Source organism: Microbacterium sp. CSI-V, assembly GCF_001984105.1.
Lineage (GTDB): Bacteria > Actinomycetota > Actinomycetes > Actinomycetales > Microbacteriaceae > Microbacterium.
Genome location: NZ_MTQM01000008.1, coordinates 663892 through 688700, shown reverse-complemented (window position 1 = coordinate 688700; position 24809 = coordinate 663892). Strand labels below are relative to the sequence as shown.

Here is a 24809-nt window from a genome sequence, read left to right as displayed (position 1 = left end):
GTCAGCCCTTGATCGCGCCGCTGGTCATGCCCGCCACGATCTGGCGGTTGAAGAAGACGTACATGACGAGCGGGGGAATGGTGATGAGGAGGATGTCGGCGAACAGCAGGTTGAACTGACCCGCGCTCGTCGAACTCGACGCATAGGCGTAGAGCGTCAGCTGCACAGTCGCGTTCGCGTCACCTGGCAGGAAGTAGAGCGGGTTAGCGAAGTCGTTGAAGACCGCCACCGCCTGCACCACGATGACCGTGACGATGACGGGTTTCAGCAACGGAAGCACGATGCGGAAGAACAGCCGGATCGGACCCGCTCCGTCGATCAGTGCTGCCTCGTCGAGTTCGCGCGGGATCGTGGCGACGAACGCGCGGAACAGCAGGATGCAGAACGACAGACCGAACGTGGCCTCGATGAGGATGAGTCCGCCCAGCGTCTTGAACATCCCGAGACCCTGGAGCACCCAGATGGTCGGCACGACCGCGGGCGGAACGATCAGCCCCGCGAGCACGAAGAAGTTGATGAGCGGGTTCCACCGGGACTTCTTCCGCTGCAGCACATAACCGACCATGGCGGCGAGGATCACCATGATGATCACGCTCGCGACGGTCAGGACGATGCTGTTCACGAAGGCGCGGATCAGGATGCCGTTGCGATCGGCGAGCACCGCGGCGATGTTGTCCCACAGCTTCCATTCCGTGGGCCACGTGAACGCGAGAGCCGACGCCTCCGGTGCCGTCTTGGCAGCCGTGACGAGGATGAAGGCGAACGGGACGAGGAAGACGACGACGGACACGACGATGGCGATCGTCCCGACGGTCCAGCGTCGGACGGCGAGGCGGCTCATGAGTCCACGCTCCTCTTGTTGATGAAGATCGAGAGGGGGATCATCACGGCGGTCACGACGACGAACAGCACGACGTTCCCCGCGGTCGACAGACCGTAGAAGCCGGCCTGGTACTGCTTGTAGATCACCGAGGCGATGACGTCCGAGCTGAATCCCGGCCCGCCCTTGGTCATGGCCCAGATCAGGTCGAACGAGCGCAGACCGCCGATCAGCGACAGGATGATGACCGTTCCGGTCGCCGGCCACGACAGCGGGAAAGTGATGTTGCGGAACACCTTCCATGCGCTCGCGCCGTCCACGCGCGCGGCCTCGAAGTACTCCTGCGGGATGGCGACGATGCCGGCGATGTAGATCAGCGTCGCGATTCCGAGGCCCTTCCAGACATCGACGAAGGCGACGCTGATGAGGGCCAGGTTCGGGTCGGTCAGCCACCCCGGACCCTGGATGCCGAACACCGACAGGGCTCCGTTGACCAGACCGTCGAAGGGGTCGAGCAGGACCTTGAAGGTCAAGCCGACGCCGATGGTCGAGACGAGGACGGGGAAGAACGTGACCGCGCGCAGGTACCCCCGGCCGATGATCTCCGAGGTCAGCAGCACGGCGAGCCCGAGGCCGAGGATCACCTTGGCGCCGCTGGTGACGACCGCGTAGATCACGGTGTTGGTCACCGCCTGCGAGAGCTGCGGGTCCGAGAAGAACTGCACGAAGTTGTCGAGCCCGATGAAGTGAACGTCGAACAGCGACCACCGCGTCAGGCTGAAGTAGAACGACGCGAAAGTCGGCACCGCGAAAAGCACGACGTACAGCGCCGCCGCCGGGATGTAGAACCACGACGGGTACATGCTGCGCATCTTCCGGCCGGCCGGCGGCACGGGGCGGCGGATCCGTCGCCGGTCGCGTGCCTGCGGCGGCACCACGGTGGCGTACGTGTGGGTCATGGGTCAGTCCTTCGTCGGAGCGGAGGCGGGGCCGGAGCGGGAAGCTCCGGCCCCGCGGTGTGCGGGCGAGAGGGATCGCCGGGCACGGGAGCGCCGGTGTCAGCGCGCGGTCGTCACCAGCCGGCGAGACCGAGCTGCTGGGCCTGCTTCTTCACGTCTTCGTCGTAGGCGGCGGCGCCGTCCTGCGCGGACGAGATGCCCGATCCCACGCTGATGGCGATGTTCTCGAGGTTCGGTCCCTTCACCGGCGACAGGAACTCGAGAGCGGGTGCGCTCTTTCCTGCGTCGACGTACTTCTGGATCTCGGCGACGAGGGGCGCCGCATCCGCGGGCACCGAGCAGGAGCTGATCGAGTAGGGGCCGCCGGCGACGAAGTTCTTGTTCTGGACGTCGCACCCGTCTGGAGAGTTGACGAACGCGACGAACTTCCTCGCGGCCTCGAGCTTGGCGCCCTCGGTGGTCTTGGGGATGTAGACGGCGCTCGGTTCCCAGACGGTCAGCGTGGTGTTCGCCGCCTTGTCGGCGGGCAGGGCGAAGAAGCCGATGTCCTTCACCGCGTCGGGGTTGCTCTGCGTGATGTTGCTGAGGACGGCGCTCGAGAGCACGGGGTACATCGCCGCCTTGCCGGTGGCCAGCGCGGCCGAGCCGTCCGCCGCGGTGGCGGAGGCGAAGTCGGCGTTGAAGAGGCCCTTGTCGAAGGCTTCCTGCAGGTGCGTGAATCCGGCCAGGGCGGGCTCCTGAGCGAACTTCGCCTTGTTGGCGGTGAAGTCCTCGGCCCAGTTCTTGTCCTGGGTGAGCACGTTGCCGAAGTCGGCGAGGAGGAACAGCTGCGAGGTCCAGGTGTCGCCGTAGGTCTGCTCGATCGGCGTGATGCCGGCCGCCTTGATCTTCTCGGCATCCGCGACCAGCGAGGACCAGTCGGTGGGGACGCTCAGACCGAGGTCGGCGAACACCTTGGTGTTGTAGGCGATGCCGCCGGCCATCGAGGTTCCCAGCGGCGCACCATACGTGCCGTTGTCGGTCGAGACGACGGTCTTGAAGTTGTCGGTGACCTCGGATGCCCACGACTCGTCCGCGAGGTTCGCGAGCGTCTGGTCGGGGTTCAGCGCCTGGAAGAGCGATCCCGTGTTGTAGAAGAACACGTCGTCCATTTCGCCCGTCGACAGCTGGGTCTTGACGAGGTTGTCACCCTCGGTACCGCCCGGGCGGGTGTTGAGCGTGACCGTGACGTCGGGGTTGGCCTTCTGGAAGGCGGCGATGAGGGCGTTCCCGGTGGCGATCGCGTCGTCGCCGTTGGTCGTGAGGAACGAGATCTCCACCTTGCCGTCGGCTGTGGTGGACCCCGACGACCCGGAGCACCCGGCGAGCGTGGTGGCGGCGATCGCTGTCGCGGCGACGGCGAGCACCGTGCGACGAGGGCTGATGAATGAGGACACTGCTTACCTCCTTGTAAGGGACCGGATGCAAGGATTCCGGACGATGTGTCGCTACGCGAACCGGTCGAGTTCGGGTTGTGTAAACCGATCTACACGAGGCGACGAAACAGACCATAAACCGACTGGCGCGATTTCGTCAACCGATCTACATTGGAGGAACGAATCGACTGAAGGAGCTCGATGCTCGATCCCGCGCCCTCCGCCGGGTCACCGACCCGGGCGGCGACCATCGAGGATGTCGCCCGTCACGCGGGGGTCTCTCGCGCGGCCGTCTCGAAGGTCATCCGCGACGCCTACGGCGTGAGCGACCGGATGCGCGAACGAGTGACCGCCTCGATCGAGACGCTCGGGTACCGTCCGCGCGTGGCGGCCCGGGCGATGCGCGGGTCCACCTCGACGATCGGTGTGCAGCTCCCGCAGGTGGACAACGATTTCTTCACGCGCATCCTCACCGGCGCCGTGCAGTCGCTGCGCGAGTCGGGATACCAGCTCATCATCGCCCCGATGGCCGACCCGGTCAGCGGAACGGCAGCGCTCGAGAGCCTGTACGACCGACAGGTCGACGGGATCATCGCCGTCGCCCCCGCCGTTCCGCAGGCGTGGCTCGAGGGCCTGGGGCAGCGAGTCCCCCTCGTCCAAGTCGGTCAGCACGACCACCCCCGCAACTACGACGTCGTCGTCGGCGACGACGACGAGGGGGCCCGGCTGGTGATGGAGCACCTGTTCGCCGCGGGACACACGCGGATCGCGCACGTCACGAACGACGAACGGGTCCTGGTCGAGCCCCGCACCGATCCGCACCCCCGACGTCTGCGGGTGTACGAACGGCTCATGCGGGAGCGCGGGCTCGAGCCCGAGGTCATCCGCATCGACCCGGCCGAGCACGACGCGCGCCGCACGGTGGCGAGTCTGCTGGATCGCGCGGTGCGCCCGACGGCCCTGTTCGCCGGACACGACTCGCTCGCGCTGTCGGCGCTGGAGGTCGTCGCGAACCGCGGGCTCGGCTCCGCCGATTTCGCCGTGGTCGGCTATGACGACGTCCCCATCGCCAGCCACCCGCTGATCGGCCTGACCACGGTCGACCAGGACGGGGAACAGATGGGGGCGACCGCCGCGCACCTGTTGCTGGAACGCATCCGCGGGCGGATCGAGCCCGAGCGGCGGGTCTTCTCCCCCGCGCTGCGGGTGCGGGCCACGAGCAGCCCGCCTCCCGTCGCCGCGCGGTGACGGGCCGCGTCAGTCCAGCAGCAGCGCCGGCTCCTCCAGAACGGATGCCACGTCGGCGATGAACCGCGAGATGCCGTCTCCGTCGACCACGCGGTGGTCGAATGATCCCGACACCGTGGTCACCCAGCGGGGGCGCACCTCGCCGTCGACGACCCACGGCTTCTGCCGGATGGCACCCAGCGCGATGATCCCGGCCTCACCGGGGTTGATGATCGGGGTACCGGCATCCACCCCGAACACGCCGATGTTCGTGATCGTGAACGTGCCGCCGACCTGATCGGCCGGGCTCGTCTTGCCCTCACGCGCGGTGAGCGTGAGGTTCTCGAGCGCCTTGGCGAGCTCGCGGGTGTTCATCGCCTGCGCATCCTTGATGTTCGGCACGAGCAGGCCGCGCGGGGTCGCCGCGGCGATGCCGAGGTTGACGTAGTGGCGCACGCGGATCTGCGCGCCGTCCTCGGTGTCGACCCAGGCGGCGTTGATCATCGGCGTGCGGCGGAGCGCCCAGATCACGGCGCGCGCCATGATCAGCAGCGGCGAGACCTTCACGTCGGCGAAGTCGGGCGAGGCCTTCAGTCGCTTCACCAGCTCCATCGTGCGGGACGCGTCGACATCGACCCACACCGAGACGTGCGGGGCCGAGTACGCGCTCGACGTCATCGCGTTCGCCGTGGCCTTGCGGACGCCGCGGACCGGGATCGACTCCTCGCGGGCATCGTCGACCGGCGCGGGCGCGGGCGCGGCGGCGACCGGGATCGTCTCCTCCCGCACGGCACCCCACTCGGGCGTCTCGATGTTGCGGAAGACGCTGGCCTGCTCGGCGTGCTTGACGACGTCGTCGCGGGTCACCTCACCGGCAGGGCCGCTCGGGGTGACCGCCGCCAGGTCGACGCCGAGGTCGCGCGCGAGCTTGCGGATCGGGGGCTTGGCGACGACCCCGACGGATGCCTTGACCGGGCGCTCCGCGGGCTTCCGCCGCCGCGACGAGACGGCACCGCCGGTGCCGTAGCCGACGAGCACGGCTCCGCCCGGATCGTCGGCCTCGGGAACGGTGGTCGGCTGCGCGGGCGCCGGGGGCGTGGCATCCGCCGATCCGATCGTGATGATCGGGGCACCGACCTCGACCGTGGCCCCCTCGGTCGCGAGGAGTTCCCCGACCGTGCCGGCGAAGGGCGACGGCAGCTCGACGAGCGACTTCGCCGTCTCGATCTCGACGATCACGTCGTTCACGGCGACGGTGTCGCCCGGCGCGACGCGCCACTGGACGATCTCGGCCTCGGTGAGTCCTTCACCGACGTCGGGGAGGACGAAAGTCTGCTCGGTCACGGTGTGTCCTTTGCTCGGGAGCCAGCATTGCACCGGCGTCGCCGCAACGGAATGCGGGAGGGAAGGGGTCAGTAGGCCAGCGACCGGTCGACGGCCTCGAGGATGCGGTCGGCGTCGGGCAGGTACGTGCCCTCGAGCTTCGCGGGCGGGAACGGCACGTCGAAGCCCGACACGCGCAGCACGGGGGCCTCGAGCGCGAAGAACGCCCTCTCCATGACGGTCGCCGCGACCTCGGATCCGAGGGACGTGAAGCCCGGCGCCTCCTGCGCGTAGACCATGCGACCGGTGCGGCGGACCGAGTCCAGCAGCGGGCCGTAATCGACGGGGGAGAGCGAACGCAGGTCGATGACCTCGCAGCTCGTGCCCTCGCTCTCGGCGAGGGACGCGGCCTGCAGCAGCGTCGTGACCATCGCGCCGTGACCGACGAGCGTGACGTCGGTGCCGCGACGGACGATGCGGCTCGCGTGGAGCGGCAGCGCGGGGGCTTCGGTGTCGACCTCGCCCTTCTGCCAGTACTTCGCCTTGGGCTCGAGGAAGATCACCGGGTCGGGCGAGTCGATCGCCTGCTGGATCATCCAGTACGCGTCGTTCGCCGTCGAGGGGCTCACGACCCGGAGGCCCGGCGTGTGCGTGAAGTACGCCTCGGGACTCTCCTGGTGGTGCTCGATCGCTCCGATGTGTCCGCCGTACGGGATGCGGATGACGACCGGCATCTGCAGGCTTCCCTCGTGGCGGTTCGTGAGCTTCGCCAGCTGCGACGTGATCTGGTCGAACGCGGGGAAGACGAAGCCGTCGAACTGGATCTCGAGGACGGGACGGAAGCCCCCCATCGCGAGACCGATCGCGGTGCCGACGATGCCGGACTCCGCCAGCGGCGAGTCGATGACGCGGCGCGGCCCGAAGTCCTTCTGCAGTCCCTCGGTCACGCGGAAGACGCCGCCCAGCGGACCGATGTCCTCACCCATGAGCAGGACGCGGTCGTTCGTCTCGAGCGCGCGACGGAGGCCGGCGTTGAGGGCGCGGCTGATCGGGAGGTTCTCGGTCACTGCGCTCCCCCTTCCATCGCGGCTTCGTAGTCGTCGAGCCAGCGCTGCTCCTCGGCGATCAGCGCGTGGGCTTCGGCGTAGACGCTCTCGAACATGTGCGCGCGCGGGAGCCCGCCGAGCTCGTTCGTGCGCACGCGCACGTCGTCGGCGAGCGCGCGGCCCTCGGCATCCGCGTCGTCGAAGAACTGCTGCGACGCGCCGCGCGCCTCGAGGAAGGTGCGGAGGCGGGCGATCGGGTCGCGGTGCGCCCACGCCTCTTCTTCGGCGGCGGTGCGGTACTTCGTGGGGTCGTCGCTCGTGGTGTGCGCGCCGCGGCGGTAGGTCATCGCCTCGATCGCGCGGGGGCCACCGCCCGCGCGGGCCTCGTCGAGCGCGAGCTTCGACACCGCGTAGCTCGCGAGCACGTCGTTGCCGTCGACCTGGACGCTCGGGATGCCGTACCCCGCCGCCCGCTGGTGGAGCGGGGTGCGCGACTGGGTGGCGACCGGGACGGAGATGGCCCACTGGTTGTTCTGCAGGAAGAACACCTCGGGGGTCTGGAAGCTCGCGGCGAACACCATCGACTCGTGCACGTCGCCCTGGCTGGACGCGCCGTCGCCGTAGTAGACGATCACGGCTTCGTCGCGCTCGGGGTCGCCGGTGCCGCACTTGCCGTCGAACACCAGCCCCATGCCGAGGCCCGTGGCGTGCAGCGTCTGGGCGCCGAGCACGAGCGTGTAGATGTGGGTGTTGCCGTTCTTCGGGTCGGAGGGGTCCCACCCGCCGTGCGTGAGCCCGCGCATGAGTCGGATGATGTCGATCGGGTCGACGCCGCGGATCCGGGTCACCACGTGCTCGCGGTACGACGGGAAGACGTGGTCCTGGGCGCGCGCGGCGCGGGCCGAGCCGACCTGCGCGGCCTCCTGTCCGAAGGACGGCGGCCACAGGGCCAGCTGCCCCTGACGCTGCAGGTTCGTCGCCTGCACGTCGAAGGCGCGGATCGAGACCATGTCACGGTAGAAGGTCTCGAGTTCGGCGTCGGAGAGGGCCTCGATCAGGGGCAGATAGCGCTCGGCCTCAGGGGTGGGCGCGAGGGTGCCGTCGGCCGCCAGAACGCGCACGAGAGCCGGGTCGTCGGACGGGGTCATGTACCCACGCTAACGGTCGCGTCATGCCCTGCACCGCATGAGGTGTACAACGGATGCCGCGTTTCGGCATGGGTTTCCGACAAGCCGCGTGCGGCGTCACTCGTCGCCGAGGGGGACGTACCGCACGCCCGTCACCTGCGCCGGGGTCGACCCCACCGCACGCAGCCCCAGCACGCGGCCGGTGAACCCGCCGGCGACCTCGGTCGAGAGGTAGCGGCCGTCGAGCGCCGCGATCCACCGCTCGCCGTCCGCGTCGAGAACGCCGAAGCGGAGGTCGTCGGGGCCGTCGTGGGTGGCATCCACCGCCTCGACGAGGAGCGTCACGACATCGCCGGTCGCGGGAGCGGAACCGATGGATGCCTCGAGTGGACCGATGCGCGCCCGGACCTCGGCCGTTCCGGCCTGGAGGGTGATCGCGTACCAGTGGTGCTCGTCGAGCCGGACCCGCAGGGCCACGGCGGCCGAGGAGTCGACGCGAGCCTCGAACCGCCAGCGCAGGTCGCGCACGCGCACCGCGAGCTCGTGGGGGCCCACCGCCACACCACCGGCGGGATGCCGGCCGGGCAGCGGTCCGTCGGGTGAGACCCACCGCGGGTGCAGGTCGGCGGTAGAGAAGTCGTCGGTGAACGCGGTGTCGGGGCGCTCGAGGAGCACGTCGTCGGTGTGCACGACGGGCCAGTCGTCCACCCACGCGACGCGGGCGAGGAACGTCTCGCGTCCTGCGACGTGGAACCCGGGCGTGAATCCGCGCGGCCGCACGCCGAGGTACACCATCGCCCACGAGCCGTCCGGCTGCTCGACGAGGTCGGCGTGCCCGGTGTTCTGCACCGGGAAGCCGGTGCTGCGGCGGCTGAAGATCGGGTTCGCCGGCGCCGCCTCGAACGGACCGTCGATCGCCCGGGATCGCGCGACGCAGACGGCGTGCCCGCGCTCGGTGCCGCCCTCGGCGGTGAGCAGGTACCACCACTCCCCGCGCCGGTACAGGTGCGGACCCTCGGGATGCGCGAGCCCGCTCCCCCGCCAGATCACGCGCGGCTCGTCGAGCAGGACGCCGCGATCGAGATCGACGCGCACCTGCGCGATCACCGGCAGCGCGCCGTCCTCGGGCCGCAGCCCCTCGTCGAGAGCGCAATAGGTGAGGACGCACCGGCCGTCGTCGTCCCACGCGAGGTCGGGGTCGATTCCGCCGAGACCCGGGAACACGATCGGGTCCGACCACGGCCCCGCCGGGTCGGTCGCCGTCACCACGAACTGCTCGTCCCCGCGTTCGACGTTCGTGACGACGACGAAGAACGTGCCGTCGCGGTGGCGGATCGTGGGCGCGTAGATCCCCCGACTCGCCCCCGAGACACCGGCCGGGAACTGCACCTCGCGCGTCAGCACGTTGCCGATCTGCGTCCACGTCCGGAGGTCTCGACTGCGGTGGATCGGGATGCCGGGCGCGTACTCGAACGACGAGTTCACGAGGAAATAGTCCTCGCCCACACGACACACCGACGGATCGGGGAAGAACCCCGGGATGACCGGGGTGGTCGCGGCATCCCGAGTCATCATTCGACTCAACGCGGGGCGACGGAGGCGGCGACCTCGACCAGGCGGTCGATCGATTCCTCCTCGCCGACCGAGATGCGCACACCGTCGCCCGCGAAGGGGCGAACGATGAGCCCCGCCTCCTCGAACGCGGCGGCCACCTCGAGCGCGCGGTCACCGGCGGGGAGCCACACGAAGTTGCCCTGGGCGTCGGGGACGTCCCACCCGGTCTCGCGCAGGCGCGCGACGAGGGCGTCGCGCCGGGCGGCGAGGACGGCGACGCGGTGCAGCAGCTCGCTCTCGGCATCCAGGCTCGCCAGCGCCGCCTCCTCCGCGGCGGCGGTGACCGCCAACGGGATGGCGGTGCTGCGCGCGGCGTCGAGCACGCCCGTGTGGCCGATCGCGTAGCCGACCCGGAGACCCGCGAGACCGTAGGCCTTCGAGAACGTGCGGAGCATCACGATGTTGGGGCGCGCGAGCAGCGCGCGGACGCGGTGGCCCTCGACGGCATCCGGGTCGGTCACGAACTCGGCGTAGGCCTCGTCGAGCACGAGGAGGACGTCGGCGGGCACGGCGTCTACGAAGGCCGTGAACTCGTCGAAGCCGACCGTCGGGCCCGTCGGGTTGTTCGGGCTGCAGACGATGATGAGGCGCGTGCGGTCGGTGACCGCGGCCGCCATCGCGGGGAGGTCGTGACGCGCGTCGGCGGTGAGCGGCACCTGCACGCTCGTCGCCCCCGTCACCGCCACGAGCGACGGGTACGCCTCGAACGACCGCCACGCGTAGACGACCTCGTCGCCCGGGCCCGCCGTGGCCAGCAGCAGTTGCGCGAGCAGCGAGACGCTTCCGGCGCCGACGTGGATGTCATCGGCCGAGATCCCGTATCGGGCGCCGAGCCTCTCGCGCAGGCGTGCGGCCGTGGCATCCGGGTACCGGTTGATCGCCGTCGACGCGCGCACCGCGTCGAGCACGCCCGGCAGCGGGTCGAACGGGTTCTCGTTGCTCGACAGCTTGAACGCGTCCGAACTCGCCTGTCGTCCCTGCCGGTAGGCGGGGAGGGCGGCGATCTCGGGGCGGATACGGGGGAGGACCGGGTCTTCGCTCACGGGTCGAGCCTAACGAGGACACCCGTGCGCGCGTCAGACCCCCGTGCCACGATGGGGGCATGCGCTTCGTCGTCCGCGTGGCCGTCAACGCCTTCGCCATCTGGATCGTCACCCTGCTCCCGGCCCTGCAGGTGACGCTCATCCCCTTCGCCCCCGGCGAGGGACTGCAGGTGGCGCTCACGCTGCTGCTGGTCGGGCTGATCTTCGCCCTGGTCAACACCATCGTCGGCACGGTCGTGAAGATCGTCGCCATCCCGCTCTACATCCTCACCCTCGGGCTCATCTCGCTCGTCATCAACGGCTTCCTGCTGTGGCTGACCGCGGTCATCACCTCGAACTGGGACTGGGGCCTGCGCACCGGGGAGTTCTGGCTCACCGTCGTCGCCGCGCTGCTGATCGGCATCATCAACGCGATCCTCGGCGGCCTCCTGCGGCCGCGGAACGACGAACGCTCACGCCGCTGATGCGCTGACGGCCGCTCCCCGCCATGATGGAGGGATGACCGCGAGTGCCGACGCGCCCTTCCGCGTCGTCTTCGTCTGCAGCGGCAACATCTGCCGGTCGCCGATGGCCGACGTGGTGTTCCGGCGTATCTCGGAGGAGGCGGGCCTCGGATCGCGCGTCGTCTCGACCTCGGCGGGCACCGGGGACTGGCACGTCGGCGAACGCGCCGACCACCGCACCCTCGCCGCCCTCGAGCGTCTGGGCTACGACGGCGCCGCGCATCGCGCCCGGCAGTTCACGTTCGCCGACTTCACGCACAACGACCTCGTGGTCGCGCTCGACCGCAGTCACGAGCGCGTCCTGCGCGGGTGGGCCCGTCACGACGACGACGCCGACAAGATCGCGCTGCTGCTCTCCTTCGTCCCGGATGCCGAGACCCTCGACGTCCCCGACCCCTACTACGCCGGGCCACCGATGTTCGACGAGGTGCTCGGTATGATCGAACGCGCCAGCCGAGCCCTGTTCCGGCAGCTCGAGCCCGCCATCCGTGCCGCGGGCTGACCTTTTCGCGCGACCCCCGGGAGACCCGTGTCCGCTCTGCCCCCGCAGCCCCTCAGCCCGCTCGACGGTCGCTACTTCGCCACCGTTTCGGAGCTCGGCGACTACCTGTCGGAGGCGGGCCTGAACCGCGCCCGCGTCGAGGTCGAGGTCGAGTGGCTCCTGGCCCTCACCGACCGTTCGCTGTTCGGTACGTCGCCCGTCTCGGATGCCGACCGCACGCGCCTGCGCGCCCTGTACGAGGAATTCGGCGCCGACGAGATCGCCTGGCTCAAGGAGAAGGAGGCGGTGACGCGCCACGACGTCAAGGCCGTCGAGTACCTCGTGCGCGACCGTCTCGACAGCCTCGGCCTCACCGCCCTCGCCGAGCTCACGCACTTCGCCTGCACGAGCGAGGACATCAACTCCACCGCCTACGCCCTCACCGTGCAGCGCGCGGTCGAGCGCGTGTGGCTGCCGAAGCTCCGTTCGGTCACCGCCGCCCTCGCCGCCCTCGCCGTCGAGCACCGCGACGCCGCGATGCTCTCCCGCACGCACGGCCAGCCCGCGACCCCCACGACCATGGGCAAGGAGATCGGCGTCTTCGCGTGGCGCCTCGAGCGCGTGATCCGCCAGCTGGATGCCGGCGAGTACCTCGCGAAGTTCTCGGGTGCGACCGGCACCTGGTCGGCGCACGTCGCCGCCGAGCCCGACGTCGACTGGCCCGAGCTGACGCGCACGTTCATCGAGTCGCTGGGCCTGGGCTTCAACCCCGTCACGACGCAGATCGAGTCGCACGACTGGCAGGTCGAGCTGTACGACCGCGCGCGCCACGCGGGTGGCATCCTGCACAACCTCGCCACCGACATCTGGACCTACATCTCGCTCGGGTACTTCACCCAGATCCCCGTCGCGGGGGCGACGGGGTCGTCGACGATGCCGCACAAGATCAACCCGATCCGGTTCGAGAACGCCGAGGCGAACCTCGAGATCGCCGGCGGACTGTTCGCCACCCTGGCATCCACCCTCGTCACCAGCCGGATGCAGCGCGACCTCACCGACTCCACGACGCAGCGCAACATCGGCGTCGCGTTCGGCCACTCGCTGCTCGCGCTCGACAACCTGCAGCGCGGTCTCACCGAGATCTCGCTCGCGGAAGACGTGCTGCTGGCCGACCTCGACGTGAACTGGGAAGTGCTCGCCGAGGCGATCCAGACCGTGGTGCGCGCCGAGATCGCCGCGGGCCGGTCGAGGATCACCGATCCCTACGCGCTGCTGAAGGACCTCACGCGCGGACGCCGGGTCGGCGCCCCCGAGCTCGCCGACTTCGTCCGCGGCCTCGACATCGGGGATGCCGCGAAGGAGCGTCTGCTCGCGCTCACCCCGGCGGCGTACGCCGGCCTGGCCTCGCGGGTGGTCGACTCGCTGTAAGCCCCCCTCAGCGCGCGGTATTCCCAACCCGGATGCCGCGCGCTGACGCATTCCCGCGACGGTATGCGTCCGGGGAGTGGACGCGCGGGCCTCTCTGGCCCTACGGTGTTGACGTCAACATCCCCACGCGGCCCTGGGTCGCCCATGCGTCGCGACGTCGCGACGCGGAACGGAACCGACGCGATGACGCATCGACGCGCCCTCTCTTCCCGCCGACTCCTCGCGGCCGCCACGGTCGCGGTGGTCGCCGGGGCACTGGCATCCCCCCTCTCCGCCGTCGCCCTAGACACCGACCCGAACGACGGCGTCCCCCGTGTCGATCCCCCGGTGACCTACACGAAATTCGAGCCGCTCGCCGACCCCGGGCGCGGTGCCGCCGACTACCTCGAGCCGAAGTGGTACGACACCGACGGGCGTCACATCCAGGCGCACGGCGGCCAGGTCGTCACGAACCAGGAGAACGGCGAGACGGTCTACTACTGGTACGGCGAGGACCGCACCAACGGGTACTGGAACAGCCCCGGTGTCGCGGTGTACCGCTCGACCGACGCCCTGAACTGGACCAACCTCGGCGACGCGCTGCGCAGCATCACGACGCGGGACGACCTGCTCACCCCGTACTTCGAGGACCTCTACGACACCGTCGACGAGAACGGGCAGCCCCGTGACGAGAAGATCGACGCGCTCGCCTACCACCTGAACTCGCAGCGATCGGCGGACTACACCGCGATCTTCGAGCGCCCCAAGGTGCTGCACAACGACAAGACCGGCCAGTGGGTCATGTGGTGGCACGCCGACGGCCGCACCGAGCCCGGCGGCAGCACCTACGCCCGCTCCATGGCCGCGGTCGCCGTGTCGGACTCCCCCGCGGGTCCGTTCCGGATGGTCGGCGCGTTCCGCATGCCCAACCGCACCGACTATAAGGCCTGCTCGCAGTGGGCCGTGCCGGGCCAGGCGCGCGACATGACGGTGTTCCAGGACGACGACGGCAAGGCGTACATCTCGTACTCGTCGGAGGAGAACTCCTCGCTCTACGTCGCCGAGCTCGACGACAGCTACACGAACGTCGTGAAGACCACAGACACCGACACCCTCGGCATCCACCAGTACTCGGAGGACGGGCGGTATCCCTACGTCCTGGCCGACGGCAGCGCCGACGCCCCTGTGCGCGGCGAGGACTTCCAGATCGTGAAGGAGTGCGGCTACCTCGAGGCGCCCGCGCTGTTCGAGCGGGACGGCACCTACACCGCGATCGCCTCGGGAGCGACGGGGTGGGCCCCGAACCCGCAGACGTACTACACGACGACCGACCTCATGGGCTCGTGGATCCGCGGCGTTCAGGCCGGCGATGCAAACGAGGACACGTACTACAGCGCGATTCCCGACGGCGGTGACGGCCTGCTGTCGATCGGCGACGCGAACCGCTCGACCTTCGGCTCGCAGGCCACCAACGTCTTCGAGCTCGAGCCCGGCAAGTTCGTCTACATGGGCGACCGCTGGAACGAGGGCGAATCGAACTCGACCTACGTGTGGCTGCCGCTCACCGTCGGCGAAGACGGCCGCCTGGAGATGCACAACCCCGCCGCCGAGGACCCCGCGCGCTACGGCGACGGCTGGGACGCCTCGTACTGGGATGACAAGGGCTTCGGCCACGGCACCTGGTCGCTCACCCCGAACGCGGTGCCCCTGACGGTCCGCCGCGGCACCACCGCGAACCTGCCCGCGACGGTGAACGTCGACTCGGACGGAACGGTGGGCCCCGTCGCCGTGACCTGGTCGACGCTCGACACCAGCGTGCTCGGCCCGCAGACGGTGACCGGCACGCTCGCCGCCGACGCGCACTTCACCGCGGGGCGCACCTTCCAGCGCACCATCACGGTCACCGAGCCGGGGATCGCGAACATCGCGCCCGAGGCGACGGTCTCGGCGTCCAGCCGCAGCAACCTCGTCGGCACCGTCGTCGACGGCAACCCCACCGGCAAGGGCTGGGACGACTGGACCGGCAACGGCTACCCGCGCGACAGCTGGCTCGCCTTCGACTGGGGCGTGACCCGCACGTTCGACTCGATCGTCGTGCACACCTACAAGGACGGGTCGACGGCCACGTGGCCCTCGCGCATCCAGGCGCAGTACCGCGACGACTCCGGCGCGTGGGTCGACACCGAGGTCGGGGCGACCCTGTCGCAGGATGCCGGACAGTCGGCGCCCGTGGCCGTGATCGACGCCCGGTCCCTTCCCGCGGCCAGCGCCCTGCGCCTGCGCCTCACGAGCGAGGCGAACACCTGGCAGTCGATCGCGGAGGTCGACATCTGGGGCAACGCCTCGATCCCGAACGTGTGCCGCGGCGGCGACGCCACGGTCTCGGCATCCTTCCACCAGACGAAGTGGGCCACGATGCCGGCCGGCAACGCGTGCGACGGCAAGCAGAACACGCAGTGGTCGACCTGGACCGACGCGGGATTCCAGGATGCCGCGACGTTCACGATCGAGACGTGGGAGATCCACCGCCTCGACCACGTCACCTTCACCAACACCGAGGGCACGATCGCGGGCGTGAGCGCCGAGTACCGCACCCCGTCGGGAGAGTGGCTGCCGGTCGCACCGACGGGCGACGCGCCGGCGGTCGCCAACGGGACCGAGACGACGCTGTCGTTCACGAAGGTGCTGGCCACGGGCCTGCGCCTGACGTTCTCGACCCCGGGCTCGTACCTCAAGATCCCCGAGATCGTGGTGCCCGAGGCGGGGGGCATCGCGGCGATCACGCCTCTGCTGGGCTCCGAGCCCAACGCGGCCGGGTGGTTCCGCGCTCCGGTGAAGGTGCAGCTCTCGCACGACGGTGGGGCCGACGTCGTCGTGCAGCATCGCATCGACGACGGCGAGTGGGTCGACGGCACGGAGGTCACGGTCGACACCGACGGTGCGCACACCGTCGGCTACCGCGCCCTCATCGACGGCGTCGAGCAGGAGGACGTCACCGGGTCGGTGGCCGTGCCCGTCGACACCGTGGCCCCGGTCACGGGAGCCGACGTCACCGCGGCCTCATCGGCCCGCGCCCTGGTCCTCCCCGACGTCACGGCGTCGGTCGCGGCACCGGGCCAGGTCCTCACGCTCCGGGCGACGGATGCCACCTCGGGAGTCGCCACCACCGAGTACTCGCTGGACGAGGGGACCACCTGGACCGTCGGCACGGAGGTGTCGTTCACCGAGGCCGGCACCCACCGGGTGTGGTTCCGGTCGACGGACGTCGCCGGCAACGTCGAGCAGACCCGCACCGCTGAGCTCACCGTGACCGCCCCGGTCGACGGCGGCACCGACCCGGGCACCACCCCCGCTCCCACGCCCTCCGCCACCACGCCGGGATCGACCGCGGGCACCGGGGGAACGGCATCCGGGACCGCCGGCGCATCGGACGCCCTCGCGGTCACCGGCACCGAGGCGCCGATCGGCCTCGCCGTCGGCGCATTGCTCGCGCTGCTCGCGGGCGCCGGCGTGCTGCTGCTCCGGCGCCGCCGCGCCTGACGCACCACGATCGCCCCGGGGCCGTTGCGACGGTTCCCGGGGCGATCCCGCGTCTGCGGCCGCCGGGGAGAATGGATGCCGTGCGCGCGATGATCATGGATGCCCTGGCCGAACCCCTCGAGGTGCGCGAGGTGCCCGCGCCGACGGCACCGGCGGGGGGCGTCGTGGTCGAGGTGCACGCGACCGGACTGTGCAAGAGCGACTGGCACGCGTGGGTCGGCCACGACGACGTCACCCTCCCCCACGTCCCCGGGCACGAGCTCGCGGGCGTGATCGCCGAGGTCGGGACGGGCGTCGCCGACTGGCGGGTCGGCGATCGGGTCACCGTCCCGTTCGTCATGGGCTGCGGCGAGTGCGAGTGGTGCCGGAACGGTGACGCACAGGTCTGCCCGCGTCAGGAGCAGCCGGGATTCACCCAGTGGGGCTCGTTCGCCGAGCGCGTCGTCGTGCGGGCGGCCGACACCAACCTCGTCGCGATCCCGGACGGGGTGTCGTTCGAGGCGGCGGCGGCCCTCGGATGCCGCTTCGCCACCGCCTTCCGCGCTCTCACCGGCCGCGCGCGCGTGCGTGCCGGCGAGTGGGTGACGGTCGTGGGGGCCGGGGGCGTGGGGTTGAGCGCCGTGATGATCGGCGCCGCCCTGGGCGCCCGCGTGATCGCCGTCGACCGGACGCCCGCCGCGCTCGACGCGGCGCGCCGTCTCGGCGCGGAGCACACGATCCTCGCGGGCGACGCCGATGTCCCGCGGGCGGTCGACGCGCTCACGGACGGCGGGAGTCACGTGTCGATCGACGCGGTCGGCAGCGCGCAGACCGCGCGCGACGCCGTGTTGAGCCTGCGCCGACGCGGCCGTCACGTGCAGGTCGGGCTGCTGCCGACCGCGGACGGCCAGACGCCCATGCCGATGGCCCGTGTCATCGCGTGGGAGCTCGACCTGCTCGGCAGCCACGGCATGGCGGCGGCGGACTATCCCGCGATGCTCGACCTCATCGCCCGCGGGACGCTGCGGCCGCAGGATCTCGTCGAGCGGGTCGTGGGTCTCGGCGAGGCCGCGGAGATGCTGCCGCGCATGGACACCGCCGCCCCGGCGGGCATGACGATGATCGACCCGCGTCGGGTCTGAAGCGCGGCGCGGGAGTCAGTTCCGCGGAGTCTCGGGGCCGTCCGGGCTCTCGGGGGCCGCGGACGTGTCGTCGTCCTTCGGCAGGAGGAGCGGGCGATCGACCGTCTTCGTGACCTGAGCGGGGTCGACGGCCAGCAGCAGCAGCGCGACGCTGACGAGCACGACGATGAAGGTGACACCGGCGGCGATGGCGCCGATGACGAGCGCGCGCTGGATCTCGTCGGCGGGGCGGGCCTGGAAGGCCCCCATCGACACGAGGGTCACGATGCCGGCGAAGAGCGCCGCGACGAAGGCGAGCCCGAGCAGCTGGACGGGCTTCATGAGATCGCGGCGGGTGGGCTTGTGGTCGGTCATGATGCGGCCTCCTCGGCGGGTACGGCCGGAACCGGCTCCGGGCGGCGGGGCGAGAAACCGGCGATCGCCAGGTACACGGCGATGATCGCCGCGTAGCCGCCGAAGATGCCCACCGCGATGGTGATCCCCGTGAGGGTGAAGGTGCCGGCGCCGTCGATCGTGTAGTCGTACGAGAAGGCCGGGCTGGTGAGGAGGATGCCGACCGCGAGGATCAGCGTGATGATCCCCACCGTGAGACCGTCGCGGGAGTCGGGGCGCCCGGCGCGGCGGTCGCGCACGGCACCGATGATCTCGAGCGCCCCGGACACGACCGCCCACACGATGACGAGGACGAAGAAGAAGGTCGTGGTCCGCCACGCGCCGACGCTGGCCGCGAGCCCGGCGAGCCCGCTCACCACCGCGAGCAGGATCGGCGTCGTCCGCTGACCGGTCGGGTACACGAGCCAGACCGACAGCACGAGGACGAGGGCGGTGGCCAGCGCGAACCCGCTGAACACGCTCGAGCCGACGGCCGCCGAATGATCCGACGAGAACGTGACCATGACCGCCGCCAGGGCGGCGAAGAAGGCGCGCGCCAACTGAACGTGGCGCACATCGAAGGAGCGCACAGAAGCAGGAGTGGTCACGGAGGGTCCCGGAGAGACGGAGTCGATGGCATCCAGTCTATTCCCCGCCGGCTGAGCGCCCTCCGTGTGCAGCGACGTCGAGATATCCCACGTCAGGCCGTGCGAGCAGTAGAGGTCTGACCACTCCCGAGGATTTGCACATGTCGTAAATTTCAAGATTCTTTTGGTCATATTGGTCGCAAAGACGCGCGCAGAAGCCCCTAACGTCAACGCATGAGCCCGACTTTCGACCTCACCGCCGTGCCCTCGGTCGCGCCCCGTGCGGTGTTCTTCGTGTCGGACAGCACCGGGATCACCGCCGAGACACTCGGCAACGCCCTCCTGGCGAACTTCCCCGACGCCCGCTTCGAGCGGCACACCGTCCCGTTCGTGGACAGCGCCACGGCGATCGAGTCCGTCGAGCGGGCCGTCCTGCGCTCGGCGGCGGCCGGCGAGGCCCCCATCGTCTTCGCGACCCTGAAGGACGCCGGCATCCGGGCCCGGCTGGCGGCATCCGCGACCGTCGTGATCGACCTCCTCGCCGGGCACCTCACCGAGCTGGAGACAGCGCTCGGCGCCACCGCCGAGACGCGCGCCGGGCAGTACCACGGCCTCGGCGACCTCGAGCAGTACTTCCGTCGCATGCGGGCGGTGGAGTTCGCCATCGAGCACGACGACGGCCAGAGCGAGCGCGATCTCGCCAGCGCCGACGTGATCATCGTCGCGCCGTCCCGCTGCGGCAAGACCCCCACCACGATGTACCTCGCGCTGCACTACGGGCTCCTCGTGGCGAACTATCCGCTCACCGACGACGACTTCCCCACCGACGGGCTGCCGCGCATCGTGGCGCCGCACGCCGACCGCTGCTTCGGGCTCACCACCACCGCTCTCCGGCTCAGCCAGGTGCGACACGAGCGCCGCCCGAACTCGACCTACTCCAGCCTCGCCCAGTGCACCCTCGAGATCCGCCGGGCCGAAGACCTCTACCGCCGTACCCACATCCCGTTCCTCAGCTCCGCGACCCGGAGCGTCGAGGAGATGTCCGCCGTGATCCTGCAGTCCATGAACCTGCGGGACCGACCCCACGAAAGGCCCCTCACATGACCAACATCCTGCGCTTCGACGAGATCGGCATGGGCGACCTGGCCCGCGTCGGCGGCAAGAACGCCTCGCTCGGCGAGATGGTGTCGCACCTGGCATCCGCCGACATCCGCGTCCCCCCGGGATTCGCGACGACCTCCGACGCCTTCGGGCGCTTCCTCGCCCACGACGGGCTCGATGCCCGCATCCGTGAGGCGGTCGAGGGCATCGACGTCGACGACGTCGCAGCCCTCAGCCAGCTCGGCGGGCGCGTGCGCGCGTGGATCGAGGAGCAGCCCTTCCCGGCCGACCTCGAGGCCGACATCCGCACCGCCTACGCCGCCCTCGTCGCTGGCGAAGCCGACCCCGAGGCGGTCACTTGGGCCGTGCGCTCCAGCGCCACCGCCGAAGACCTCCCGGACGCCTCGTTCGCCGGGCAGCAGGAGACCTTCCTCAACATCGGCGGGATCGAGAACATCCTGCAGGCGATCCGGCGGGTCTTCGCCTCGCTCTACAACGACCGCGCGATCGCGTACCGCGCGCATCACGGCTTCGACCACCACGAGGTCGCCCTCTCCGCCGGCGTGCAGCGGATGGTGCGCTCCGACGTGGGAGCCTCGGGCGTCATGTTCACCCTCGACACCGAGTCGGGCTTCGAGGACGCGGTGTTCCTCACCAGCTCGTACGGTCTCGGCGAGGCGGTCGTCCAGGGCGCGGTGAACCCCGACGAGTTCTACGCCTACAAGCCCGCCCTGCGCGCGGGACGTCCCGCGATCCTCAAGCGTTCGGTCGGCGAGAAGGCCATCGCCATGCGGTACACCGACGGACGTCACGTCGACGGCAGCACGGCCTTCGTCGAGGTGGATGCCGCCGACCGGGCGCGGTTCTCCCTCACCGACGCGGAGGTCGAGGAGCTCGGCCGCATCGCCCTCGTCATCGAGGAGCACTACGGCCGCCCGATGGACATCGAGTGGGGCAAGGACGGGATCGACGGGCGGCTGTACGTGCTGCAGGCGCGGCCCGAGACCGTCGTCTCACGGCAGTCGGCCAATGTGCTCCGCCGGTTCGTGCTCGCCGAGCGCAGCCCGGTGCTCGTCGAGGGTCGCGCGATCGGGCAGCGCATCGGCGCGGGACGCGTCCGCGTGCTCCGCTCGATCGACCAGATGGCCGACTTCGCCCACGGCGACGTGCTCGTGGCCGACATGACCGATCCCGACTGGGAGCCGATCATGAAGCGCGCGTCGGCGATCGTCACCGACCGCGGCGGCCGGACGTGCCACGCAGCGATCATCGCGCGCGAACTCGGCATCCCCGCCGTCGTCGGCACCGGCGTCGCCACGCACGCCCTCACCGACGGCCAGGAGGTGACCGTCTCGTGCGCGGAGGGCGATGACGGCGTCGTGTACGACGGCATCCTGGACTTCGCCGAGGAGATCACCGAACTCGACCGGATGCCGTCCGCCCCCGTGAAGGTGATGATGAACGTCGGCACGCCCGACCAAGCGTTCGCGTTCTCGCGCCTGCCGCACGCGGGCGTCGGGCTCGCCCGCCTGGAGTTCATCATCAACCGGCAGATCGGCATCCACCCGCGTGCCCTGCTCGAGCTCGACCGCCTCGACGGCACCCTCGCCGACGACATCCGCGCCCGCATCGCCGCCTACCCGTCGCCCGAGGAGTACTTCATCCGGCGCGTCGCCGAAGGCGTGTCGATGATCGCCGCGGCGTTCGCCCCCGAGCCGGTGATCGTCCGGCTGTCGGACTTCAAGTCCAACGAGTACGCGAACCTCATCGGCGGCACGCTGTACGAGCCCGACGAGGAGAACCCGATGCTGGGCTACCGCGGCGCCGCCCGCTACGTCTCGCCCGAGTTCCGCGCCTGCTTCGACATGGAATGCGAGGCCCTGCGCCGCGTCCGCGACGAGATGGGTCTCACGAACGTGCAGATCATGGTGCCCTTCGTCCGCACGGTCGGCGAAGCCAAGGCCGTCGTCGACCTGCTCGCGCAGAACGGGCTCCGCCGGGGCGAGAACGGCCTGAAGGTCGTCATGATGTGCGAACTGCCCGCCAACGCGATCCTCGCCGAGCGGTTCCTCGAGCACTTCGACGGCTTCTCGATCGGGTCGAACGACATGACCCAGCTGACGCTGGGCCTGGACCGCGACTCGGCGCTCATGGCATCCGCCTTCGACGAGCGCGACCCGGCGGTGCTGCACCTGCTGGGGATGGCGATCGACGCGTGCCAGCGTCAGGGTAAGTACGTCGGTATCTGCGGCCAGGGTCCCAGCGACCACCCCGACTTCGCGCAGTGGCTCGTCGCGCGCGGCATCCAGTCGCTGTCACTCAACCCCGACACGGTGGTCGAGACCTGGCTCGCGCTCGCGGCGAACGAGCGGCCCAAGGCCGAAATCCTCGCGCAGGCGCACCTATCACAGCTCTGAACCGACGACGCCGGCCCTCCGCCGCGGGTCCGCTCCCACCGTGAAGCGAACCCCGGCGGAGGGAGGAGCGGAGGCGCGGAGCGCGTCCACCGCCTCCCCCGCCTGGTCGCCGAGCCCGACGAAGTAGCGGCGCCCGTCGGTGGTGGTCAATCGCACGGTGCGGGACTCGCCCATGCTGACGAGGATGCCCGGGCCGTGAGGGCTGCCCGTGACACCCCACCCGCCGAAGTCCTCGACGGCATCGACCTCCGCCACATCCACCCGCGCCAGCTGATCCCATCGGAGGCGGCGCCCCCAGAACGGCACCACCGAGACCGAGACCCCCCGCTCCCCCGCCCGGAGTCGCACCCCCGAGCAGAACGTGACGACCACCAGGGCGACGACCGACAGCAACGCCAGGGTCGCCCCGGCGGGGGTGTCGACCTGCACGACCCCCAGGAGGAGGAGGATCACCGGGCCGACGAACAGCAGGGCGCGCGAGGCCGGATTGAGGGGTCGCCGGGCGAGGGTGCGCATGAGGGGGTCCTTTCGTCGGCCGGGGATCGCGACGCTACGGCGGGGTCGGCGGTCGGCGGAATGCCCCTCCGGCCACACCCGGCTGGACCTCCCGCCAGCCCGCGCGGCCGGGATCCGTGACGGCGCGGGCGTCAGCCCAGCGGTACCCGCGCCACGACGACCCAGTCATCGGCCTCGCGCCCGGCGCGCAGGTCGCCGCCCACTTCTCGCACGAGCCCGGCCATCCGCGCGACGCCCGTTCCCGCGGAGGGGATGTCCTCCCGCCGCACGGCGGGGAGCGCGTTGCGGACGGTGAGTTCGGCGTGGGTCTCGTCCGCCCGTACCGTCAGCACGACCGTGCCGGGTGCGGCGTGCTTCAGCACGTTCGTCAGGGACTCGCGCAGCACGCGGGCGAAGACGACGCCGACCCGGCGGGGCGCCCGGGGCAGGGGCGCGGCGTGGACGTCGACCCGGTAGCCGGCTGCCGTGAGGGTGTCCGCGGCCTCCCGAACCGCGGCCGCGGGGTCGGACGCGAACCCGGGCGTCGGGGACTCCTCGTCCGCGGCGATCTCGATGAGGTAGCGCAGGTCGCCGAGCGCGTTCCGCGCGGTGACGCCGATCGTGGATTGCGCCGTCTGCCGCACGGTGGCGTCGGGGTCGTCCAAGAGCTGCGCGTGCAGGGCGATGACCGTCAGGTCGTGGGCGATCCCGTCGTGCAGGTCTCCCGCGAGCCTGCGTCGCTCGAGAGCCGCCGCCGCCTGCTCGCGTTCGCGGGACCGCACCAGCTGCGCGCCGAGCTGCTCACCGCGGGCTTGGGCCCCGCGCAGGAGCAGCCCGATCCCGCCCAGCACGATCGCCACCACGACGAACCCGACGGCCGTCGAGGGCCCGGATGCCGGTTGGCGGGCGACCGCGACGGCGGCGACGACGAGCGTGGCGGAATACCCGAGGACGAGAGCCCCGGTGCCGAGCCGGACCACGCACAGCGCGGCGATCGCGAACGCGAGGAACGTCGGGTGCGACAGCCCCGCCGGGAAGGACAGCACCAGGGCCGCCCCGAGCGACGCGGTGCCGGCGGCCGCCGACCAGAGATAGAGCGCGAACAGTGCCGTGACGACGAGCTCGAACAGCCCGTCGGTGGTGTCGCCCCCGCCGTCGGTGACCATCGAGATCACGCTCAGCGCGACGGCGGCGAGCAGCAGGACGACGAACGCCGTCTTCTCGACGCGCGTCAACGGGGTGGTCTTCCGCAGCCACGAGCGATCCCGTGGTGCGGTCACGTGGGCGCCTGCGGACACCGCTCCATTGTGACTCGCGTGCCCCCGTGGTACCCGAAACCCGGGGGCACGCGTCAGGAACAGAGGCCAAGCAGACGGCAGAGCGCAGTCCAGATTCCGGACCGAATCATCATCATGCGGTTTCCCTCGTGTTCCCGGTCGTTGCCCCGGTCCGAGGATCTCCGGCGGCCGTGCGCGGGCGCAGTGGACCTTCGACCACATCTCTGGCCGAAGGTCCAGGGAGGCTGCTGGGTAGGCTCGCGGCATGGCCGAGATCCGCGTGCTCCTCGTCGACGACGACCCGCTGGTGCGGTCGGCCCTCGCCCACTTCCTCACCCGCGAGGAGGGCACCACCGTGGTCGCCGAGGCGGGCGACGGCCGCGACGCGCTCGACCAGGTCGGTCGCCATCGACCGGACGTCGTCCTCATGGACGTGCGGATGCCGCGCATGGACGGCATCGACGCGACCGCGCAGATCGCGCAGCGCTGGCCCGACGTGCGCGTTCTCGCCGTGACGACCTTCGACACGGTCGACACCGTCCTGCCGATGCTGCACGCGGGCGCCTCCGGCTACCTGCTGAAGGACTCGCCCGCCGAGGAGATCGTCGCGGGTGTGCGCCGCGTGCACGAGGGCACGACGTCCCTCTCCCCCCGGATCGCCGCCCTGCTGGTCGAGCACGTGCGAGAGCGCGAGCGTCCGGCGTCGGCCGCCTCACCCGACCTGGAACCGCTGACGGACCGCGAGGGCGACATCCTGCGGTGCCTGGCACGCGGAATGTCCAATGCCGAGATCGCCGCGGAGCTGATCGTGTCGGAGGGGACGGTCAAGGCCTACCTCGGCCGCATCATGACCAAGTGGGGCGTCCGGGACCGCGTCCAGATCATCGTCGCGGCCGCCCGCGCGGGGCTGATCGCCTTCACCTGACGGCGGGGC

The 24809-nt window shown here is 70.7% G+C and carries 21 protein-coding genes; 9 read left to right on the top strand and 12 right to left on the bottom strand.

Annotation, left to right across the window (positions count from 1 at the left end; translation table 11 throughout):
• Nucleotide 1 precedes the first annotated feature (1 nt).
• The 3 genes from CSIV_RS09720 to CSIV_RS09710 all read right to left on the bottom strand — a co-directional run bounded on the left by CSIV_RS09720 (nucleotide 2) and on the right by CSIV_RS09710 (nucleotide 3215).
• Nucleotides 2–841 (bottom strand): carbohydrate ABC transporter permease, encoded by an 840-nt coding sequence (locus tag CSIV_RS09720; protein ID WP_077051161.1) that lies wholly within the window; start codon nucleotides 839–841, stop codon nucleotides 2–4.
• Nucleotides 838–1779 (bottom strand): carbohydrate ABC transporter permease, encoded by a 942-nt coding sequence (locus CSIV_RS09715; RefSeq protein ID WP_083735091.1) that lies wholly within the window; start codon nucleotides 1777–1779, stop codon nucleotides 838–840. Before CSIV_RS09715 ends, CSIV_RS09720 begins: the two co-directional genes overlap by 4 nt.
• Nucleotides 1780–1892: 113 nt before the next feature.
• On the bottom strand, nucleotides 1893–3215 hold the full coding sequence (locus tag CSIV_RS09710; RefSeq protein WP_083735090.1) for an ABC transporter substrate-binding protein: 1323 nt from the start codon (nucleotides 3213–3215) through the stop codon (nucleotides 1893–1895).
• 180 nt (nucleotides 3216–3395) lie between these two features.
• Here CSIV_RS09710 and CSIV_RS09705 point away from each other — a divergent pair, with 180 nt between their 5' ends.
• A complete protein-coding gene (locus CSIV_RS09705; RefSeq protein ID WP_077051160.1) occupies nucleotides 3396–4442 on the top strand; it encodes a LacI family DNA-binding transcriptional regulator in 1047 nt (348 codons plus the stop codon).
• Between the two features lie 9 nt (nucleotides 4443–4451).
• Here CSIV_RS09705 and CSIV_RS09700 read toward each other — a convergent pair whose 3' ends face one another.
• From CSIV_RS09700 to CSIV_RS09680, 5 genes are all read right to left on the bottom strand, one after another.
• The gene (locus CSIV_RS09700; protein ID WP_077051159.1) at nucleotides 4452–5765 is read right to left on the bottom strand and encodes a dihydrolipoamide acetyltransferase family protein; all 1314 of its coding nucleotides are present in this window, start codon (nucleotides 5763–5765) and stop codon (nucleotides 4452–4454) included.
• 68 nt (nucleotides 5766–5833) lie between these two features.
• Complete coding sequence (locus CSIV_RS09695; RefSeq protein WP_077051158.1) at nucleotides 5834–6811, bottom strand: alpha-ketoacid dehydrogenase subunit beta; 978 nt, start codon at nucleotides 6809–6811, stop codon at nucleotides 5834–5836.
• A complete protein-coding gene (locus CSIV_RS09690) occupies nucleotides 6808–7938 on the bottom strand; it encodes a thiamine pyrophosphate-dependent enzyme (RefSeq protein WP_077051157.1) in 1131 nt (376 codons plus the stop codon). The genes CSIV_RS09695 and CSIV_RS09690 overlap by 4 nt, the downstream gene beginning before the upstream one ends.
• Before the next feature lie 96 nt (nucleotides 7939–8034).
• A complete protein-coding gene (locus tag CSIV_RS09685; RefSeq protein ID WP_077051404.1) occupies nucleotides 8035–9489 on the bottom strand; it encodes a glycoside hydrolase family 43 protein in 1455 nt (484 codons plus the stop codon).
• Nucleotides 9490–9497: 8 nt separating this feature from the next.
• On the bottom strand, nucleotides 9498–10574 hold the full coding sequence (locus tag CSIV_RS09680; protein ID WP_077051156.1) for a histidinol-phosphate transaminase: 1077 nt from the start codon (nucleotides 10572–10574) through the stop codon (nucleotides 9498–9500).
• Nucleotides 10575–10633: 59 nt separating this feature from the next.
• Here CSIV_RS09680 and CSIV_RS09675 point away from each other — a divergent pair, with 59 nt between their 5' ends.
• The 5 genes from CSIV_RS09675 (at nucleotide 10634) to CSIV_RS09655 (ending at nucleotide 17626) form a co-directional block, all read left to right on the top strand.
• Complete coding sequence (locus CSIV_RS09675; protein ID WP_077051155.1) at nucleotides 10634–11038, top strand: phage holin family protein; 405 nt, start codon at nucleotides 10634–10636, stop codon at nucleotides 11036–11038.
• Nucleotides 11039–11072: 34 nt separating this feature from the next.
• Nucleotides 11073–11579 carry a low molecular weight protein-tyrosine-phosphatase gene (locus tag CSIV_RS09670; protein ID WP_077051154.1) on the top strand — a complete coding sequence of 169 codons (507 nt, stop codon included), beginning with the start codon at nucleotides 11073–11075 and terminating at the stop codon, nucleotides 11577–11579.
• A gap of 27 nt (nucleotides 11580–11606) precedes the next feature.
• The gene (purB, locus tag CSIV_RS09665; protein WP_077051153.1) at nucleotides 11607–12986 is read left to right on the top strand and encodes an adenylosuccinate lyase; all 1380 of its coding nucleotides are present in this window, start codon (nucleotides 11607–11609) and stop codon (nucleotides 12984–12986) included.
• Nucleotides 12987–13169: 183 nt separating this feature from the next.
• Nucleotides 13170–16505 carry an OmpL47-type beta-barrel domain-containing protein gene (locus CSIV_RS09660; protein WP_139340664.1) on the top strand — a complete coding sequence of 1112 codons (3336 nt, stop codon included), beginning with the start codon at nucleotides 13170–13172 and terminating at the stop codon, nucleotides 16503–16505.
• A gap of 80 nt (nucleotides 16506–16585) precedes the next feature.
• Nucleotides 16586–17626 carry a zinc-dependent alcohol dehydrogenase family protein gene (locus tag CSIV_RS09655; RefSeq protein ID WP_077051403.1) on the top strand — a complete coding sequence of 347 codons (1041 nt, stop codon included), beginning with the start codon at nucleotides 16586–16588 and terminating at the stop codon, nucleotides 17624–17626.
• A gap of 15 nt (nucleotides 17627–17641) precedes the next feature.
• Here the strand turns inward: CSIV_RS09655 and CSIV_RS09650 are convergent, their stop codons facing one another.
• Together CSIV_RS09650 and CSIV_RS09645 are read right to left on the bottom strand one after the other, a co-directional pair.
• A complete protein-coding gene (locus CSIV_RS09650; RefSeq protein WP_077051152.1) occupies nucleotides 17642–17980 on the bottom strand; it encodes an amino acid transporter in 339 nt (112 codons plus the stop codon).
• Nucleotides 17977–18606, bottom strand: coding sequence for an acyl-CoA synthetase (locus tag CSIV_RS09645; protein WP_238592361.1), 630 nt, complete (start codon nucleotides 18604–18606; stop codon nucleotides 17977–17979). Before CSIV_RS09645 ends, CSIV_RS09650 begins: the two co-directional genes overlap by 4 nt.
• Nucleotides 18607–18819: 213 nt before the next feature.
• Between CSIV_RS09645 and CSIV_RS09640 the strand changes: the two genes are divergently transcribed.
• Nucleotides 18820–19689, top strand: a complete 870-nt coding sequence (locus CSIV_RS09640) for a pyruvate, water dikinase regulatory protein (RefSeq protein WP_077051151.1) — start codon at nucleotides 18820–18822, stop codon at nucleotides 19687–19689.
• Nucleotides 19686–22103, top strand: a complete 2418-nt coding sequence (ppsA, locus tag CSIV_RS09635) for a phosphoenolpyruvate synthase (protein WP_077051150.1) — start codon at nucleotides 19686–19688, stop codon at nucleotides 22101–22103. Before CSIV_RS09640 ends, ppsA begins: the two co-directional genes overlap by 4 nt.
• Here the strand turns inward: ppsA and CSIV_RS09630 are convergent.
• Nucleotides 22092–22619, bottom strand: coding sequence for a hypothetical protein (locus tag CSIV_RS09630; protein WP_077051149.1), 528 nt, complete (start codon nucleotides 22617–22619; stop codon nucleotides 22092–22094). The genes ppsA and CSIV_RS09630 overlap by 12 nt on opposite strands.
• A gap of 131 nt (nucleotides 22620–22750) precedes the next feature.
• Nucleotides 22751–23896, bottom strand: a complete 1146-nt coding sequence (locus CSIV_RS09625) for a sensor histidine kinase (RefSeq protein ID WP_160897623.1) — start codon at nucleotides 23894–23896, stop codon at nucleotides 22751–22753.
• A 244-nt stretch (nucleotides 23897–24140) separates the two neighbouring features.
• Here CSIV_RS09625 and CSIV_RS09620 point away from each other — a divergent pair, with 244 nt between their 5' ends.
• A complete protein-coding gene (locus CSIV_RS09620) occupies nucleotides 24141–24800 on the top strand; it encodes a response regulator (protein ID WP_077051148.1) in 660 nt (219 codons plus the stop codon).
• Nucleotides 24801–24809: the final 9 nt, after the last annotated feature.

Bases quoted from the DNA above. Each gene is read 5' to 3' on its own strand.
- CSIV_RS09720 (WP_077051161.1), bottom strand. From the start codon at position 841: ATGAGCCGCCTCGCCGTCCGACGCTGGACCGTCGGGACGATCGCCATC.
- CSIV_RS09715 (WP_083735091.1), bottom strand. From the start codon at position 1,779: ATGACCCACACGTACGCCACCGTGGTGCCGCCGCAGGCACGCGACCGG.
- CSIV_RS09705 (WP_077051160.1), top strand. From the start codon at position 3,396: ATGCTCGATCCCGCGCCCTCCGCCGGGTCACCGACCCGGGCGGCGACC.
- CSIV_RS09690 (WP_077051157.1), bottom strand. From the start codon at position 7,938: ATGACCCCGTCCGACGACCCGGCTCTCGTGCGCGTTCTGGCGGCCGAC.
- CSIV_RS09685 (WP_077051404.1), bottom strand. From the start codon at position 9,489: ATGACTCGGGATGCCGCGACCACCCCGGTCATCCCGGGGTTCTTCCCC.
- CSIV_RS09675 (WP_077051155.1), top strand. From the start codon at position 10,634: ATGCGCTTCGTCGTCCGCGTGGCCGTCAACGCCTTCGCCATCTGGATC.
- CSIV_RS09670 (WP_077051154.1), top strand. From the start codon at position 11,073: ATGACCGCGAGTGCCGACGCGCCCTTCCGCGTCGTCTTCGTCTGCAGC.
- CSIV_RS09660 (WP_139340664.1), top strand. From the start codon at position 13,170: ATGACGCATCGACGCGCCCTCTCTTCCCGCCGACTCCTCGCGGCCGCC.
- CSIV_RS09650 (WP_077051152.1), bottom strand. From the start codon at position 17,980: ATGACCGACCACAAGCCCACCCGCCGCGATCTCATGAAGCCCGTCCAG.
- CSIV_RS09640 (WP_077051151.1), top strand. From the start codon at position 18,820: ATGAGCCCGACTTTCGACCTCACCGCCGTGCCCTCGGTCGCGCCCCGT.
- ppsA (WP_077051150.1), top strand. From the start codon at position 19,686: ATGACCAACATCCTGCGCTTCGACGAGATCGGCATGGGCGACCTGGCC.
- CSIV_RS09630 (WP_077051149.1), bottom strand. From the start codon at position 22,619: ATGCGCACCCTCGCCCGGCGACCCCTCAATCCGGCCTCGCGCGCCCTG.
- CSIV_RS09620 (WP_077051148.1), top strand. From the start codon at position 24,141: ATGGCCGAGATCCGCGTGCTCCTCGTCGACGACGACCCGCTGGTGCGG.